This window comes from Arthrobacter sp. NPDC056493, assembly GCF_042795115.1.
Lineage (GTDB): Bacteria > Actinomycetota > Actinomycetes > Actinomycetales > Micrococcaceae > Arthrobacter.
This window is the reverse complement of sequence record NZ_JBHTSL010000008.1, coordinates 1-14,979: the sequence shown is the minus strand read 5'-3', so window position 1 is coordinate 14,979 and position 14,979 is coordinate 1. Positions and strand designations below refer to the sequence as shown.

Genomic DNA, 14,979 nt, shown 5'->3' with positions numbered 1-14,979 from the left:
ACACCTGATCCCACCCCCACTCCCCCCCAAAAAAAAACCCCCTCCCCCGTGTTTTTTTTTCCAATATACCGCCACAAACTGCCCTTTTGGGGCCCTAAACCTGAAAAAAAACTCCACGGACCGCCAAAGGAATTGCACCCATGCACGAGTTCGTCCCGCTGTTCGACGGCGAGAGCCTGGCCGGCTGGCATCCGGCACCCCGGATCTACGGCACCGTCTATCCGGGCGGTCCATCAGTGCTGGAGCACTTCGACCGGCTGGGCCTCGCCCGCCCGGTGGAACCCGAGAAGCACCCGGCACGCTGGTTCGTGGAGGACGGCCTGCTGGTCGGCGAGCAGGACACCCCCGGCAGCGGCTACGGCGGCTACCTCGTCAGCGACCAGTCGTTCGGCGACTTCGAACTCGTGCTCGAAATGCGCCCCGACTGGCCGGCCGACACCGGCGTGATGATCCGGCGCCAGCGGGACAGCTGGGAGGGGTTCCAGGTGCTCGTGGACCACCGCCCGTCCGGCGGGATCGGCGGCTTCTTCGGCAACGGCCTGGCAAGCTTCTCGGCTGTTCCGTTCGCCATCGACGCAAAATACGACGACGACGGGCGGCCGGTTGGGCTTGTCGCCGATGACCCGGCCACCTCGGTGGAACCGGTTACGGAAGAAAAGCGGGCCCGCCTGAGCCATGCCGCCGCCGTCGGGGATTTCCTGAACGTGTGGCGCTGGGACGACTGGAACGAGCTGCGGATCCGCTGCGTCGGGCCGATGCCGGTGATCACCACCTGGGTCAACGGCCTCAAAGTCGCAGAGCTGAACACCGCCACGCTCGACTCCCCCGACTATGATCCCGGGGCAATCTTGGGAGTGCTCGGCAGCCGCGGGCACATCGCCCTCGAGGTGCACGACAACGACGCCATGTTCGGCGAAGCCCGGTGGGGAAAGGGCGCGCAGTGCCGCTGGCGGAACATCCGGATCAAGGAGCTCTGAGCATGCTGCGTACCCTTCAGCCCGGCCAGCGCTGCGAGGTCTGGATAGCGTCCGTCACAGGCGAATCCGAACTTGTCTACAGCACCGACGAACTCCTCCTCGAAGCGCCCAACTGGACCCTTGACGGCTCGGCCCTCATCCTCAACGGGGACGGGAAGCTGTGGCGGTTTGAGTTGCCCGGCCGGACCATCAGCCAGGTTCCGCTCGCCGGGATCCCCGACCTCAACAACGACCATGTCCTGGCGCCCGACGGCACCGGCATCTTCCTCTCGGCGAACGACGGCCACATCTACCGGGCAGCTTTGAGTGGAGGCCCGGCGACCCGGATCACCGACGACGACGGCTCGTTCCACTTCCTGCACGGCGTCAGCCCGGATGGATCCCAGCTGGCATACGTCGGCATCGAGGCCGGCGACTTTACGCAGCCGGGCCGCCTCAGGACCATACCGTCCGACGGCGGCGCTACCGCCGGCGTCGATGTCGGCCCCGGCCATTGCGACGGACCGGAATACTCGACCGACGGAAAGTGGCTCTACCTGAACACGGAGTCCTTCAGCTCCCTCCCCGGCCACGCCCAGCTAGCCCGCGTGCGGGTTGACGGAAGCGGTTTCGAGCAGCTCCTCGCGAGCGAAACAGTCGACTGGTTCCCGCATCTGTCCCCCGACGGCCGGCTGGCCAGCTACATCCGTTTCCCCGGCGGTACGCAAGGCCACCCCGCGGACCTTCCGGTCGACGTCGTGCTTGTCTCTACCGATGACTGGGCCGCGCCGCTGCAGACCTGGCCCCTCTTCGGCGGGCAGGGAACGCTGAACGTCAACAGCTGGGCGCCCGATTCACGCAGGTTCGCGTACGTCGCCTACCCGCTCACCGACACCTTAAAGGACTAACAACGTGACCACACAACACACCGGCACTTCCGACGGGAAAATCCGCTGGGGAATCCTCGGCACCGGGTTTATCGCCGGGCTGCAAACACAGGACCTGGCCGATCACGGCTTCACAGTCCAGGCTGTGGGTTCCCGCACGCTGGAATCCAGCAAGTCATTCTCCGAACAGTTCGGGATTCCCACTGCCCACGGGAGCTACGAAGCGCTGGCCGCGGACCCCGACGTTGACGTTGTCTACATTGCCACGCCGCACACTTTCCACCACGCCCACGCACTGCTGGCTTTGAACGCCGGTAAACACGTGCTGGTGGAGAAGCCCTTCACCATCAATGCCCGGGAAGCGCAGGACATCGTGGCGCTGGCCGAAGCCAAGGGGCTGGTGGTGCTGGAGGCGATGTGGAGCCGCTTCCTCCCTCACATGGTCCGCCTCCGTGAGATCATCGCCGAGGGCTCACTCGGGCAGATCCGGAAGGTCACGGCCAGCCACAACCAGAACCTTCCCAAGGATCCCGCGCACCGGCTCAACGATCCTGCCCTGGGCGGCGGTGCCCTGCTGGACCTCGGCGTCTACCCCGTGTCGTTTGTCCTCGACGTCCTGGGCGCACCGGCCAGCATCCGGGCCAGCGCCGCGACGACGGCCACCGGCGTAGACCGGCAGACGGCAGCAATCTTCGATTACCCGGACGGACAACAGGCTCTTGTGGACTGCGCCCTGGACACCGCATCAAACAACCGGGCAGCCATTATCGGGACTGAAGGCTGGATCGACATCGAACCCACCTGGTACAATCAGACGCCCTTCACCCGGTTCGACAATGCCGGTAACGTCCTGGAGCGCTTCGACCAGCCGGTGACCGGCAGGGGGATGCAGTACCAGGCGGCCGAGATGGAGCGCCTCATCCGGGCCGGTCACACCGCGGGCACCGTTCTCCCACCGGCCGAGAGCGTGGCCGTCATGGCCGCCATGGACGAGATCCGCCGCCAGATCGGCCTCAAGTACGACGCCGACGCCGCCCCGGAAGGGACCCCCAATGACTGAAACCGTCCAGTTCCGGATCACTGAGCTGCAGCAACACGAAGAGGAACTCGTCTTTCCCGGATTCGACCACCACGATGCGTGGAGCCTGGGCTCGCTCATCGCCAACCGGGCGATCGCCGCGGGGCATGCCGTTGCCATCGATATCCGGCGGCACAACGTGGTTCTCTTCCGCTGCGTCCTGCCCGGGGCCACCGCGGACCAGGAGGAGTGGATCCGCCGCAAGTCGGCCAGCACCCTGCGCTTCGAACACAGCACCGCCCTGCTCGGCGAGGAGTTCGCGTCCAAGGACTTCGACCCCACGCAGGGCGGCTGGCTCGCCCCGGAGGACTACACGCTGGCCGGCGGATCGTTCCCGGTCCGCGTCCGCGGGGCGGGCGTCGTCGCCGCGGTCACGGTGTCCGGGCTTTCGTCCGACGACGACCATCAACTGGTGGTCGACAGCATCAGGGCGTACCTCCAGACAGCCGCCGGCTAAGCCCCCGGGCCGCGCCCCGCAGCCTGTCCGCCGAGGGCCTGCCCGCCGAGGGCCTGTCCGCCGAGGATCTGTCTGTAGAGCGCCAGATGGTCGGCCACCATGCGGGCCGAGCTGAAGCGCTGCTCCGCCGACGCGCGGCAGGCTTCCCGGCTGAGGCGTGCGGCCTGGGCGGCGAACCCGGCAAGCTGGTCGACGCTGCCCAGGTAGCCCGTGACACCATGCTCCACGATTTCCGGGGCAGCACCGAAAGGGGTCCCCACAACGGGCGTTCCGGTGGCAAGCGCCTCAATCATCACGAGGCCGAACGGTTCCGGCCACTGGATCGGATTCAGGAACGCGAGCGCGCCGCCCACCAGTTCATATTTTTCGGCGTCGGACAGCGGCCCGGTGAACTCCACGTCGGGCCCCAGCGCCGGACTGACGACGTCGTCGAAATAGCCCTGCTCCTCGGGTCCCTGGATCCGTGCGCTGATTCGCAGCGGGATTACTGCGGCACGGGCGATCTGGATGGCCTCAAGGATGCCCTTGTCCGGGGACAGCCGTCCGACGAAGCACAGGTAGCCACCGTTCCCCTGCCCCACCGGAACTGACGCCACATCCATGCCATGGTGGATCACCTTCGTCACCGGGACTTCCGGCGAACGGCTGACCTGGTCATGGGAGATGGCAATGATGCCCGTGGTCTTCCCGATGGCGCTGTACAAGTCCACGGCCTGCGGGGCCAGGCGGATGTGGATAGTGGTGACCACCGGGACCCGGGCCGGACGGTGGGCATACAGCGGCCCGCTCATGGTGTGGTCATGGATGATGTCGACGCCGGCCATGCCGTCGTAGGCCCTGATGATGTGGCTCAGCTCCGACAGTGCGAACCCCATGTCAGCCGGTTCCGAGGGCCGCATCCGCGGGGCCAGGGGAACGGGACAGGTACTGTCGGACGGGGCTGCCAGCAGGACGTCATGCCCTGCTGCTGCGAACCCGCGCGCGAGGCTGTCCACCACCCGTTCGGTGCCGCCGTAACCGGGCGGCGGAACCGGGATCCACGGTGCCGATATGAGTCCAATGCGCACTTTTGCCTCCCACGAAGGTACGGCCTGACCGCCGGGAGTTAGTCCAAACAATATGGCCGGGCACACCGCCAGACAAGGGCTCGCGTGAAGCCGGGCTCCCCAACAACAGTCAGCCGGCGTGACCAAGGCAACTGTCCCGGCAGGAATGCACGGCGGGATATGCGGGTTGTCGCAGGCATGAAGATCGAGATCTGGTCAGACGTCGCTTGCCCGTGGTGCTACATCGGCAAGCGCCGGTTCGAGACCGCCCTTGCCGAGTTCCCGCACCGCGACCAGGTGGAGGTGCAGTGGCGCAGCTACCAGCTGGACCCAGGCGTGCCCGAGCACTACGACGGCACCGAACTGGACTACCTCAGCAAGCGCAAGGGCGTGGCCGCCAGCCAGGTGACGCAGATGTTCGAGCAGGTAGCAGCCCAGGCCAAAGCTGAGGGCCTCAACTACCGGTTTGACGCCGTCGTGGTTGCCAACAGCTTCACGGCCCACCGGCTGATCCACCTGGCTGCCGCCCACGGCAAGCAGGATGCGGCTAAGGAGCGGCTGCTCAGCGACCATTTCGAGCACGGCAAGGACATCGGCAGCCCCGAGTACCTCACGTCGGTTGGTTCGGATCTGGGGCTCGACGCCGGCGACGTCGCCGAGCTGTTCAGCTCCGACAAGTACGCCGACGACGTCCGCAACGACTTCGCCGAAGCCCGCGCGCTGGGCATCAGCGGCGTTCCGTTCTTCGTGATCGACCGCAAGTACGGGCTGTCCGGGGCCCAGCCCGCGGCGAGCTTCACCATGGCCCTCGAGCAGGCGTGGCAGGAGTCGCACCCGCTCGTGATGGTGGGGTCGGAAAACAACGGCGCCCGGAAAACAGCGGCAGAAAACGCCGGGGCGTGCGGCCCGGACGGCTGCCCCGTCTGAACAGCTACCCCGTCTGCACAGCCGAGTTTTTGTCCAGATATCGTCCCCTGGAAGGCATTTAGGGCCCATTATCTGGACAAAAACTCGGAAGGGTTTGGTGACAGATCGCGGTAAAGTGTCCCTATGCCACGGATATCGGCCCCCAGCAACGCTGCGCAACGCGCCGAGACCCAGCGCCGCATCCTGAACGCCTTTGGTGAGCTCCTCTTCTCCCACGGGCTGCCCGGGCTCACCATGACGGATGTCGCCCGGCACGCGGGGATCGGCCGCACGGCTGTCTACAACTACTACGCCGACATCGAAGAGCTGCTCATCGCGTACGCCCTCGTGGAGACGGAACGGTTCATGACCGGGCTGCGCGAATCGCTGTCCCGGCTGGACAACCCGGTGGACCGGCTGGCCCTGTACGTGCGGGCCCAGGTGGAGGATCTCAGCCGACGCCATCTGCCCCCGGGTCCGGCCATGGGCGCCGTCCTCTCGCCGGCGTCGTTTGCCAAGCTCGCGGACCACGTGGACGGGCTGAGCGAGATGCTGCAGGACATTCTTCGCGACGGCATGGACCAGGGCTATTTCCCGGTGGCCGATCCCCTGCAGCAGGCGCAGCTGATCCACGGCACGCTCTCCTCCAGCGCCGCCCGGGGCGCCGACGCCTCCGAAGACCTGGAGGAAAGGGTCTCCCGGACCGTCCGCTTCATCCAGTTGGGCGCCGGGGCAAGGTTCGACGACGGCGGCAGCCCCCTCCGCCTGCAGCCGCCGGCCGCTGCGGCCGGCTAAGAATTAGGCCGGCTAAGGATCACCCGGCTGGGGTTCAGCGCTTGGCGCCCTGGGTGGGCATGACCGGCCACTGCGACTCGTCGGCGACGCGCCGGCTTTCCCGCGGGCAGCTGAGCTGACCCGGCGTCTGGTCAACCAGCTGCGGCTTGACCAGGCCGCGGTAGTCGCTGGTCAGGATTACGTCCACGCTGGCGTCCTTGCGCCCGTCCTGGAAGTAGTCGGAGCCGGGCAGATTCCGTTGGACGGTGAAGGCCGCCGACTGTCCGGCAGCACCCGAGACGATGGCCGCCACACCGCGGTAACCGGTCTGCGTGTTGGCCACGTTGGCAACAGCAAACTTCCGGGCCTTGAATTCATTGGCCGCCGCCTTGGCCAGGCCATTGCGGCTTGTGGCGTTGAAGACGTTCACCTTAACCTTGGCGGGCGGCGTGTAGTCGAAGGTTGTGCCGGGGCAGACGGAGGAGTTCTGCTGGGCCTGGATGGCGGACGGAAATTTGATCTGACCGCTCATCACGCCCATCGCCCCCATGATGCCCGCGACAATGAGGCCCAGCAGCAGCACGAGCACCACACCGTGCAGGATCCGGCGGCGGAGCCGGCCCGGGTTTTCCGCGTTCTCGTCATCTTCGACGAACGTGGCCCTGAGCTCGGGGCCGGTAATCACGCGGTGACCGTGGAGAACGGTCAGGTCTTTGGGTCTTCTAGCCATCGATCACCAGCACCCTTGCGTGTATCGCGGTGCGCTGGTGGAGTGCCGTCCTTACCGCCCGGTGCAGGCCGTCCTCCAGGTAGAGGGTGCCCTGGTACTGCACCACGTGCGGAAACAGGTCGCCAAAGAAAGTGGAGTCCTCGGCAAGGAGCGCTTCAAGGTCCAGGGTCCGCTTGGTGGTCACAAGTTCATCCAGCCGCACGGGACGGGGCGGAAGCGCCGCCCAGTCTTTGGGGGTACTGAAACCATGGTCGGGGTAAGGGCGTCCCTCGCCCACAGCTTTGAATATCACCCTGCAAGCGTAAGCAACTGGCCGGTCCAAGGGAATGTGGAATCAGCGCGCCGCGGGAGGTTGTAGCCAAACAGTAACTATGTGTCACATGCTGGCCGCCGCCCGCAGTCTGGGCGGAATGGCCGGTGCCGGCTGACAGAATGGAGCCATGACTGCACCTTCAGCGAACCCCGCCACCGGGTTCGGCGCCCACACTCCGTCGGCACCCGCACTGGCTCTTCTCCTGGACGTCGACGGGCCGGTCGCCAGCCCGGTGAGCAGGGATGTGAAACCGGAAATCATTGCCGATCTGGTGGCTCTCGCGAGCGCCGGGGTACCGGTCATCTTCAACACCGGGCGCTCGGACGCGTTCATCCGGGAGCAGGTCATGGAGCCCATGATCGCGGCCGGAATGCCCGGCGGAACGCTGATCCACGCCATCTGCGAAAAGGGCGCCGTGTGGTTCAGCTACACGGCGGCCGGCCCCGGCCCCATCCACGTGGACCACGAGCTTGCCGTGCCGGCGGCCTACGGCGACGATATCCGGCGCATGGTGGCCGAGGACTACGCCTCCCACATGTTCTTCGATGAAACCAAACGCGCCATGGTGTCGGTGGAACAGCACATCGAGGTGCCGAGCAGTGAGTACCTCGCCGAGCAGAAGCTGTTTGATGCGGAGGCCTTGGAACTCATGGAGCGTCACGGTTTCGGCGTCGTGCGGCTGGAGCACCACGCACCGAACTCCGACGACGAAATCGACTACCGCGTGGACCCCACCATTATTTCCACGGACATTGAGTCGGTCCGGCTGGGCAAGGACCTTGGCGCGAGCCGCGCCGTGGAGCAGCTGGCCGCCCAGGGCATCACGCCGCAAGCCTGGCGGACGGTCGGCGATTCCCGCACGGACTACGCCATGGCCGACTGGCTGCACCACAACGACCACGCCGTGAAGCACGTCGACGTCCGCCCCGCGGACGGCGTCCCGGCCAAACCGTACGACGTTCTCACCGCCGTCGACCTGGGCCTGCCGGAGACTGTCATTCACGACGACGCCGGGGCGGCGTTCCTGTCCAGCTGGCGGCAGGCTCTGCTTGGCTAAGCCCGCTGCCGCGGGATAAGGGCGGGAACAGCCCGGAGGGCGGGCCACCGCCCGGCCGCCTGCCCGGCATGTTTTACCGGCAGGACTATCATGCAAGTAAGACTTCACCCCTCGAGGCTTGGGAGAAACACCATTACGGACGTGACGGTTCAGGACGACATCTACTACGGCGCCCAGGCGTCCGAGGACGCGCCCGCACTCGCGGAAGAAACGTCGCCGGCGGCTGTGGCGCGCCTCAAGCACCGCCCCGACGTCGTTCGCCGGTCAGGCCGGTATGCGCTGATCAACGACACCCGCACGCCCTACCAGGCCATGGTGGAGGACCTGCTCTTCCTGCGGAACGTGCTCGACGGGGCCGGCCTGGACTACCTGCTGGTCCGGGGCAACAACGACCGTCCGGTAGTCGCCCTCGACTGGAAGGACCGAAAGAAGCTGCGGTCCGCCCTCGTTGACGCCTGCCGGAACGAGCCGTTCTACTCCATGACCGTGGATGCGAAGAAGAAGACGTCCGTCCTGGTGGCCGACGGCGAACTCTCCGTCAACCGGCAGGCACGCATCTTCCGGCTGTACCGCCCGCGGGTTGAGCCCGAGGGCGGCTTTGAATTCGGAGCATCCGCCGGCGTCCAGGTGGAGCTGTGGAGCTTCCTGGGCGACGAGGTGATCCTGCCCATCGAAAACTCGCTCACCCGCCGCACCATGATGGCGCACGAGGCCGTCCGCGGAACGGTTGAGCGCTATGGCCACACCTGGCCCACTATCGAGAACATGTTCGCTGACCACGCGAGCGATATCAGCTTCGACATCGACATGGTCTTCTCCTGGGTGGACGGCACCTCCCCGGAATACATCGCTGCCCGCCGGGCCCGGCAGGAAGGGGCTGTCCTTGGCTCGGGCGACGACCACGAGGCGCGCTACCGGCAGATCAACGAGCTCAAGTATGCGCTCCGGTCGGTGTACATGTTCGCGCCGTGGGTCCGCCGCATCTTCATCGCCACGGACTCCCCCGCGCCGGAATGGCTGAACGACCACCCGTCCGTGACCATTGTCCGGAGCGAGGACTTCTTCGCTGACCCCTCGGTGCTGCCCACGCACAACTCGCAGGCCGTGGAGTGCCAGCTGCACCACATCGAGGGCCTCTCCGAGCACTTCCTCTACTCCAACGACGACATGTTCTTCGGGCGGCCGGTGGGCCCGGACATGTTCTTCACCCCGGGCGGGATCACCAAGTTCATCGAGGCGGAGACGCGCATCGGCCTCGGCGACAACGACGCCGAACGCAGCGGCTTCGAGAACGCGGCCCGGGTCAACCGGAAGCTGCTCTGGAACCGCTTCGGCCGCATCACCACCCGCCACCTTGAGCACACGGCGGCGCCGCTGCGGCGGAGCCTCGTGGCCCAGATGGAGCAGGAGTTCCCGGCGGATTTCGCGAACACGGCCGCCAGCACGTTCCGGGCCGCGGACAACATCTCCGTCACGAATTCCTTCTACCACTACTACGCGCTGCTGACCGGCCGAGCCGTGACCCAGACGGCAGCCAAGGTGCGGTACGTGGACACCACGCTCCGGTCGGGAGTGAAGTACCTGCCTAAGCTGCTGAACAAGCGCAACATGGACTTCTTCTGCCTCAATGACGGCAGTTTTCCGGAGGTTCCGGCCGACGAGCGGGCGGAATTGGTCACCGAGTTCCTGGAAAAGTACTACCCCATCAAGGCGCCCTGGGAAAAGTAAGCCCTCTCCATGCAGAAAAACCCCGCCCGGAGCTGACCAGTCCAGATCCGGCGGGGTTTCCTGTAGCTGACGACGCTACTTGCGCGTGAGCATCGGGCGTTTGCCCCCTTCCGGGATACGGATTCCGGCTGCCGCCAGGCGGCGTTCCGTCTCCTCGGGGCTGACGTACTCGCCCACGGTCGGAGTGGCGCCCAGCGGCACCACCGAATGCACCACCGTGTGCTCATAGACGTGCACCAAATTGAAGGCCTGCCCGCCGTCGCGGCCGCGGGTGCCGCCCACAGGAACATTCAGGTCCTGGGTGTAGCACGTCGCGGAGGCCACGGAGACGGGGATGCCGGCGAAGCTCGCCGTCGTGGAGTAGTGCAGATGGCCGGCCAGGATGCTGCGCACATCCGAGTTCCGGACCACGGCTGCCAGGGACGCCTGGTCGCGGAGCTCCACGAGCACGGAGAGGTCCAGGACCGACGGAACCGGCGGATGGTGCAGGGCCAGGATGGTGCCGTCCGGCGCGGGGGTCTCCAGCTGCCCGGCGAGCCAGTCCAACTGGTTGTCGCTGAGTTCGCCGTGGTGGTAGCCGGGCACGGACGTGTCCATGGTGATGACCCGCAGCCCGTTGACGTAGTAGCTGTGGTCGACGGGGTCGTCGTTGCCGTGCTGGCCGAACAGGCCCGCCCGGAAGTTGGCGCGGTTGTCGTGATTGCCCATGGCCCAGATGACCTGGGCGCCGAGATCGCGGCACGCGGGCTCCACGACCGCGCGGAGCTTGGCGTAGGCCTCGGGGTCGCCCTTGTCCGCCAGGTCGCCGGTGAAAATCACGGCTTCCGGGCGCGCGCCGGAGGCCTGAACCTCGTCGAAGAGCTGGATCAGGCGGGCTTCGCTGTCAACTGCGCCGTATAGAGGGTCCGGACCTCCCAACAGATGGGTGTCACTCAGGTGGAGTAGAAAATGGCGTGGCCGGGGGTGCTCGGCCTCGATGAGCTCCATTGCTGCCTTCGTGGTAGTTAGGAAGCGGGGCGCCTCCTGTGTCCCTCTCAGTACCTTCCATCCAACCAGATAAAAAGCGAACTAGGGGGAAACGGGAGTTGGCATGTTGAAAAATTACAACACCGCCGCCGCCTTCGGGCTACCTTCCTCGCTTTCGTTTCCTTGCACGGTCATCACCGATGACCGCTTTATTGAATTGCCGCGCATGGTTTGATTTGCCGCATTCCGCCGGTATCTGACGGAGAGGGGGCTATGCGCCCGGCAGTTTCGCCGCAGTGAAGAATGGGGAGCTTCCCCTGGCTGTTCCGGGCGGAATGCTCTTCCGGAACGTGCCCGGCCTACCGCGCCTGGGGCCGCTTGAAAGGACGACGACGGCGTGCGGCCGCGCTGGGCAGGCCACCCGTCCAGCAGATCGGGAACAGCCCGTACATCCGCAGTCGGCGGATGCATCCGCCGCCGCCACGTCATCCCCCGCAGGGCAATCGAAACCCGGGCGGGTTCCGCCGGGTGTCGGCGGAATCGTCTGGAGGGAAGTCACATCGTGCTCTCTCGCCGGATACATGGCTGTCACTAGTGACAACGGTTCTGGCCTCCGTTGCATTCCCTGGACCTCCTCACCTGTTGGCTTTACCCGGTAAGCGAACAGCCCGACGGCGGCTGCCCGCCACTGTTTACGGCGCCGCCGTCGGAACGGCTCCTGCTGCGGCCTTGGCCGCTGCCGCGGCCTCAGTTGGCGCGGCGCTTGGCGAAGTCGCGGTTGCCGGTTCCGACGTGGGAACTGGCGCCGGTGCCGGGACAGCCGGTGCCGTGGTGACAGGGGCCGCCGTCGTGGGGACCGGATCCGGCACGGGTGCCGGGGCGGACTCGGTGGGGGCAACTTCCGTCGGGGCAGGTTGGGAACTCGTGATTGGCGCAGAGGGTGCTGCCGGATCGGTGGGCGCGGGCGGCGCGGGATCGGCCGGGACCGCCGGCTCGGTGGGAGTCGGGTCCGCAGGAACCGGGTCAACCGGAGCCGGGTCCGCCGGCGGCGTGGTGGGAGTTGGCGTCGGTGTGGGAGTAGGAGTCGGTGTTGGGGTGGGTGTGGGAGTCGGCGTCGGGGTTGGTGTCGGGGTGGGCTTGGGCTTGGTCGTTGCGGGAGGCGTCGGCTTCGGCTTGGGAGTCACCGTGACGGTCGGGGCTGCCGTCGGGCGGGAGGTCGACGAACCGGACGACGACGCACTGGATACCCGGGTGGGCCGCGCCGCTGTCGCCTGGCCAGGGCGATGTTTGGCGACTGCGGCTGCGGTGACCGGCGTCAGGCCGTCGTCTGTGTTGCCCGGCCCGCTGTTGCCGGGGATGTTGGGGATGGCCCACCCGTAGGTGGTTGCAGCGCCGCCTTCGAAGCTGGTGAATACGGCGGGTGTCAGTTGGTCGGTTTGCCGGATGGGCAGCAGGGTCCACTTCATCGGGTCCTCGTGCTGGCCGTTCTTGATCACCTCGAAGTGCAGATGGCAACCGGTGGAGGATCCGGTGGTGCCCACCTCCGCGATGATCTCGCCAACCCGCACATGGTCGCCTTTTTCGACGGCGATGCCCTGCAGGTGGTTGTACGTGGTGATCAAGCCGTTGCCGTGGTCGATTTCCACCCGGTTGCCGCCGCCCCAGGGGTGCCAGCCGGCGGCCCGGACCACGCCGGAGTCGGCGGCGTAGACGCGGGTGCCGCAGGCTGCAGCGAAGTCCTGGCCCCAGTGAAACTCTCCCGGTTCGCCGGTGATCGGGCTGCGCCGCTGGCCGAACGGGGAACTGGGAGTGAGCACTTCCAGGGGTGCCATCAGGAAGCCGGGCCCGGGCCGCTTCAGCGCGGTGGAGGCCACACCGGGAGATTTGGCTTTGGCTGCCTGGCCTGCCTTGACGGTCGTGTCGGCCACGGTGCGTCCGGTGGGACCCTTCGCCGGTGCGGCGATGCCGGACCCGCTGATCGGATACCCGGGTGCGGTCGTGTCGGGATCCAGGAGCGCCGGCCCGACTACTCCCGAGGGAGCGGCAATTGGGACGGCAGTACCCACGGGCTGCTGGATCGGGGCGGCAGGACCCTGGAATCCGAAAGCAAAGACGGAGAAGCCGACAACCACCGCCGCGGAAAGGCTCCGCAAGGCGATCCGGCCTGGGCCGGTCACCCCCGGTGCGTGCTTGGGTCCCCCATGATTTGCCACAAAATTCTCCTGGATAAGTACCCGCCAAACTCCTATCTCGACGAGCGTGTCCTCCATTGTGGCCACAGCCCAAAGCACGGCGAAACCCCTAAAACTGGGGGGCCAAGCCGTCCGGGCTCATAGGCTTAGCCGGGCAGCTTCCGGCGCGGGAGAATGAGTTATGCGGACTTTCCTGACGGAATGGCAGGCGGAACTGAAACGCACCCTGACCGGCAGCCCGGATGCGCTGCCGGACTGGGCGCGGAGGTTTGCCCAGGGCGACGACGCCGGGTACTTCCTCCCCGGCTCTGCGGTCTGGGCGGTCCATGGCGGCGTGGCTACCATCATCGGCGGTATCCGGTCCCTGCTGATGCAGACTCTCCACCCGGGCGTCCTCGCCGGGGTGCACGACCATTCAAATTTCCGTGCGGACACGCTGGGCCGGCTGGCCCGGACCACTGCCTGGATCCACGCCCTCACCTACGGGTCCACGGCGGAAGCCCAGGCGGCCACCACAAGGGTGGTCCGGCTGCACGAGTCCGTATCCGGGAACTACGTCGACGGCGGCGGCACGGCCAGGGCGTACTCCGCCAACGATCCACAACTGCTCCGCTGGGTGCATATAACCTTCACGGACTCGTTTCTCCGCTCGCACGAACTCTGGGGCGGCCCCATCCCGGGCGGCCCGGATGCCTACGTGCGCGAATGGGCGGAGGCGGGCAGGCTGATGGGCGTGGAGTTCCCGCCGGAAAGCAAAGCCGCCCTTAACCGGGAGCTCGGGGAATGGCTTGCCGCAGGGATTCTCCGCGGCGATGAACGGGTCGCGGAAACGGTTGCGTTCATCCGGAATCCGCCCCTGCATCCATTGTTGAAGCCAGGCTACCGGATCCTGTTCGAGGCCGCCGTCCTGAGCCTGGAGCCGGACTACCGCCAGCTGCTCGGACTGCACACTGTCCGGCTCGGTCCCCTGCCGCTGCCGGTGAGGCTGGCCGCCCGGGTCACCCTCGCCGTCGTCCGTCTTGCACTGGGCCCGGCCAGCCCGAGCCGGCTGGCCGCCCACGAGCGGCTTCAGAGGCTGGGCGTGACGTAACCCCTCCCGCAGGACGGCGAGAAACAAAAAACCCGGCCCTGACGAAGTCAGGACCGGGTTTTCCGATGGCGGAGAATGGGGTGTGTGATCTCAGGACATAGGCGACACATGTCCCGGGACATGCACGACAGCTGATACACGACACGTGTCCCGGGACATCGGCGACGCTTTTCGGCGTGTCCCGCCGACATCGGCGACACCCCGGCCGTCGACGATGGTCCATGTCGAAGAACAAGGTCATCGTCCTGGCCGTACTTGAGGGCGGAATGTCCAAGTCAGAGGCTGCCCGTCGCTACGGTGTCGGCCGGCAATGGGTTCACGAACTCCTGGCCAGGTACGCGGCCGAGGGCGACGCGGGCCTCGAGCCCCGCTCCCGCAGACCCCGTACCAACCCGCAGGCCACCGACGGGGCCGTGCACGCCCGCATCCTTTCCCTGCGCACCGACCTGACCAAAAAAGGGCTTGACGCCGGCGCCGAGACCATCGCCGCGCACCTCGAACGTGAAGGCTTCACCCCGCCGGCGAGGTCTACGATCCACCGTATCCTGCGCTCGGCAGGCACCGTGGTCCCGGAACCGCACAAGCGGCCACGTTCCTCGCTGCGCCGCTTCACCGCGGCCCAGCCCAATGAGATGTGGCAGTCCGACTTCACCTACTGGACCCTGGCCGACGGCACCGACGTGGAGATCCTGGACTTCATCGATGACCATTCCCGTTACCTGCTCCACCTCGCCGCCCATCCCAAAGTCACCGGAACGGTCGTGGTCGATGCTTTCATGGACACCGCACAAGAGCACGG

At 66.7% G+C, this 14,979-nt stretch carries 15 protein-coding genes; 10 read left to right on the top strand and 5 right to left on the bottom strand.

What is annotated here, in order from left to right; genetic code table 11:
• Positions 1–140 precede the first annotated feature (140 nt).
• Genes ACFQ50_RS05290 through ACFQ50_RS05275 form a run of 4 tightly spaced genes read left to right on the top strand, consistent with a single transcriptional unit; the run spans position 141 to position 3,378 of the window.
• Positions 141–977: a DUF1080 domain-containing protein gene (locus ACFQ50_RS05290; protein ID WP_377994460.1), complete on the top strand. Its 837-nt coding sequence runs from the start codon at positions 141–143 to the stop codon at positions 975–977.
• A gap of 2 nt (positions 978–979) precedes the next feature.
• On the top strand, positions 980–1,864 hold the full coding sequence (locus ACFQ50_RS05285) for a TolB family protein (protein ID WP_377994459.1): 885 nt from the start codon (positions 980–982) through the stop codon (positions 1,862–1,864).
• Positions 1,865–1,868: 4 nt separating this feature from the next.
• Positions 1,869–2,903 carry a Gfo/Idh/MocA family protein gene (locus ACFQ50_RS05280; RefSeq protein WP_377994458.1) on the top strand — a complete coding sequence of 345 codons (1,035 nt, stop codon included), beginning with the start codon at positions 1,869–1,871 and terminating at the stop codon, positions 2,901–2,903.
• Positions 2,896–3,378 carry a heme-degrading domain-containing protein gene (locus ACFQ50_RS05275; protein WP_377994457.1) on the top strand — a complete coding sequence of 161 codons (483 nt, stop codon included), beginning with the start codon at positions 2,896–2,898 and terminating at the stop codon, positions 3,376–3,378. The genes ACFQ50_RS05280 and ACFQ50_RS05275 overlap by 8 nt, the downstream gene beginning before the upstream one ends.
• Here the strand turns inward: ACFQ50_RS05275 and ACFQ50_RS05270 are convergent.
• Positions 3,375–4,445 carry a glycosyltransferase family 4 protein gene (locus tag ACFQ50_RS05270; protein ID WP_377994456.1) on the bottom strand — a complete coding sequence of 357 codons (1,071 nt, stop codon included), beginning with the start codon at positions 4,443–4,445 and terminating at the stop codon, positions 3,375–3,377. The genes ACFQ50_RS05275 and ACFQ50_RS05270 overlap by 4 nt on opposite strands.
• Positions 4,446–4,622: 177 nt before the next feature.
• Here ACFQ50_RS05270 and ACFQ50_RS05265 point away from each other — a divergent pair, with 177 nt between their 5' ends.
• Positions 4,623–5,351, top strand: a complete 729-nt coding sequence (locus tag ACFQ50_RS05265) for a DsbA family protein (RefSeq protein WP_377994575.1) — start codon at positions 4,623–4,625, stop codon at positions 5,349–5,351.
• Between the two features lie 123 nt (positions 5,352–5,474).
• Complete coding sequence (locus ACFQ50_RS05260; protein WP_377994455.1) at positions 5,475–6,125, top strand: TetR/AcrR family transcriptional regulator; 651 nt, start codon at positions 5,475–5,477, stop codon at positions 6,123–6,125.
• A 34-nt stretch (positions 6,126–6,159) separates the two neighbouring features.
• On the opposite strand, the gene ACFQ50_RS05255 is transcribed toward ACFQ50_RS05260, so the two are convergent.
• Both ACFQ50_RS05255 and ACFQ50_RS05250 read right to left on the bottom strand, forming a co-directional pair.
• The gene (locus tag ACFQ50_RS05255; protein WP_377994454.1) at positions 6,160–6,834 is read right to left on the bottom strand and encodes a LytR C-terminal domain-containing protein; all 675 of its coding nucleotides are present in this window, start codon (positions 6,832–6,834) and stop codon (positions 6,160–6,162) included.
• A complete protein-coding gene (locus tag ACFQ50_RS05250) occupies positions 6,827–7,126 on the bottom strand; it encodes a type II toxin-antitoxin system VapB family antitoxin (protein ID WP_043417724.1) in 300 nt (99 codons plus the stop codon). The genes ACFQ50_RS05255 and ACFQ50_RS05250 overlap by 8 nt, the downstream gene beginning before the upstream one ends.
• A gap of 148 nt (positions 7,127–7,274) precedes the next feature.
• Between ACFQ50_RS05250 and ACFQ50_RS05245 the strand changes: the two genes are divergently transcribed.
• On the top strand, positions 7,275–8,204 hold the full coding sequence (locus tag ACFQ50_RS05245) for a hypothetical protein (RefSeq protein ID WP_377994453.1): 930 nt from the start codon (positions 7,275–7,277) through the stop codon (positions 8,202–8,204).
• Between the two features lie 90 nt (positions 8,205–8,294).
• The gene (locus tag ACFQ50_RS05240) at positions 8,295–9,932 is read left to right on the top strand and encodes a stealth family protein (RefSeq protein WP_377994452.1); all 1,638 of its coding nucleotides are present in this window, start codon (positions 8,295–8,297) and stop codon (positions 9,930–9,932) included.
• 75 nt (positions 9,933–10,007) lie between these two features.
• On the opposite strand, the gene ACFQ50_RS05235 is transcribed toward ACFQ50_RS05240, so the two are convergent.
• Together ACFQ50_RS05235 and ACFQ50_RS05230 are read right to left on the bottom strand one after the other, a co-directional pair.
• On the bottom strand, positions 10,008–10,919 hold the full coding sequence (locus ACFQ50_RS05235; protein ID WP_377994451.1) for a phosphodiesterase: 912 nt from the start codon (positions 10,917–10,919) through the stop codon (positions 10,008–10,010).
• Between the two features lie 671 nt (positions 10,920–11,590).
• Entirely contained in the window at positions 11,591–13,111 is a 1,521-nt protein-coding gene (locus tag ACFQ50_RS05230) for a M23 family metallopeptidase (RefSeq protein WP_377994450.1), read from the bottom strand.
• Positions 13,112–13,271: 160 nt separating this feature from the next.
• On the opposite strand from ACFQ50_RS05230, the gene ACFQ50_RS05225 reads away from it, so the two are divergent.
• Positions 13,272–14,180 (top strand): oxygenase MpaB family protein, encoded by a 909-nt coding sequence (locus tag ACFQ50_RS05225; RefSeq protein ID WP_377994449.1) that lies wholly within the window; start codon positions 13,272–13,274, stop codon positions 14,178–14,180.
• A gap of 221 nt (positions 14,181–14,401) precedes the next feature.
• On the top strand, positions 14,402–14,979 hold a 578-nt coding region (locus tag ACFQ50_RS05220; protein ID WP_377994448.1), incomplete at its 3' end, for a helix-turn-helix domain-containing protein.

Coding starts and splice junctions, on each gene's coding strand:
- ACFQ50_RS05275 (WP_377994457.1), top strand. CDS start 2,896: ATGACTGAAACCGTCCAGTTCCGGATCACTGAGCTGCAGCAACACGAA.
- ACFQ50_RS05235 (WP_377994451.1), bottom strand. CDS start 10,919: ATGGAGCTCATCGAGGCCGAGCACCCCCGGCCACGCCATTTTCTACTC.
- ACFQ50_RS05260 (WP_377994455.1), top strand. CDS start 5,475: ATGCCACGGATATCGGCCCCCAGCAACGCTGCGCAACGCGCCGAGACC.
- ACFQ50_RS05265 (WP_377994575.1), top strand. CDS start 4,623: ATGAAGATCGAGATCTGGTCAGACGTCGCTTGCCCGTGGTGCTACATC.
- ACFQ50_RS05225 (WP_377994449.1), top strand. CDS start 13,272: ATGCGGACTTTCCTGACGGAATGGCAGGCGGAACTGAAACGCACCCTG.
- ACFQ50_RS05255 (WP_377994454.1), bottom strand. CDS start 6,834: ATGGCTAGAAGACCCAAAGACCTGACCGTTCTCCACGGTCACCGCGTG.
- ACFQ50_RS05240 (WP_377994452.1), top strand. CDS start 8,295: ATGCAAGTAAGACTTCACCCCTCGAGGCTTGGGAGAAACACCATTACG.
- ACFQ50_RS05285 (WP_377994459.1), top strand. CDS start 980: ATGCTGCGTACCCTTCAGCCCGGCCAGCGCTGCGAGGTCTGGATAGCG.
- ACFQ50_RS05245 (WP_377994453.1), top strand. CDS start 7,275: ATGACTGCACCTTCAGCGAACCCCGCCACCGGGTTCGGCGCCCACACT.
- ACFQ50_RS05290 (WP_377994460.1), top strand. CDS start 141: ATGCACGAGTTCGTCCCGCTGTTCGACGGCGAGAGCCTGGCCGGCTGG.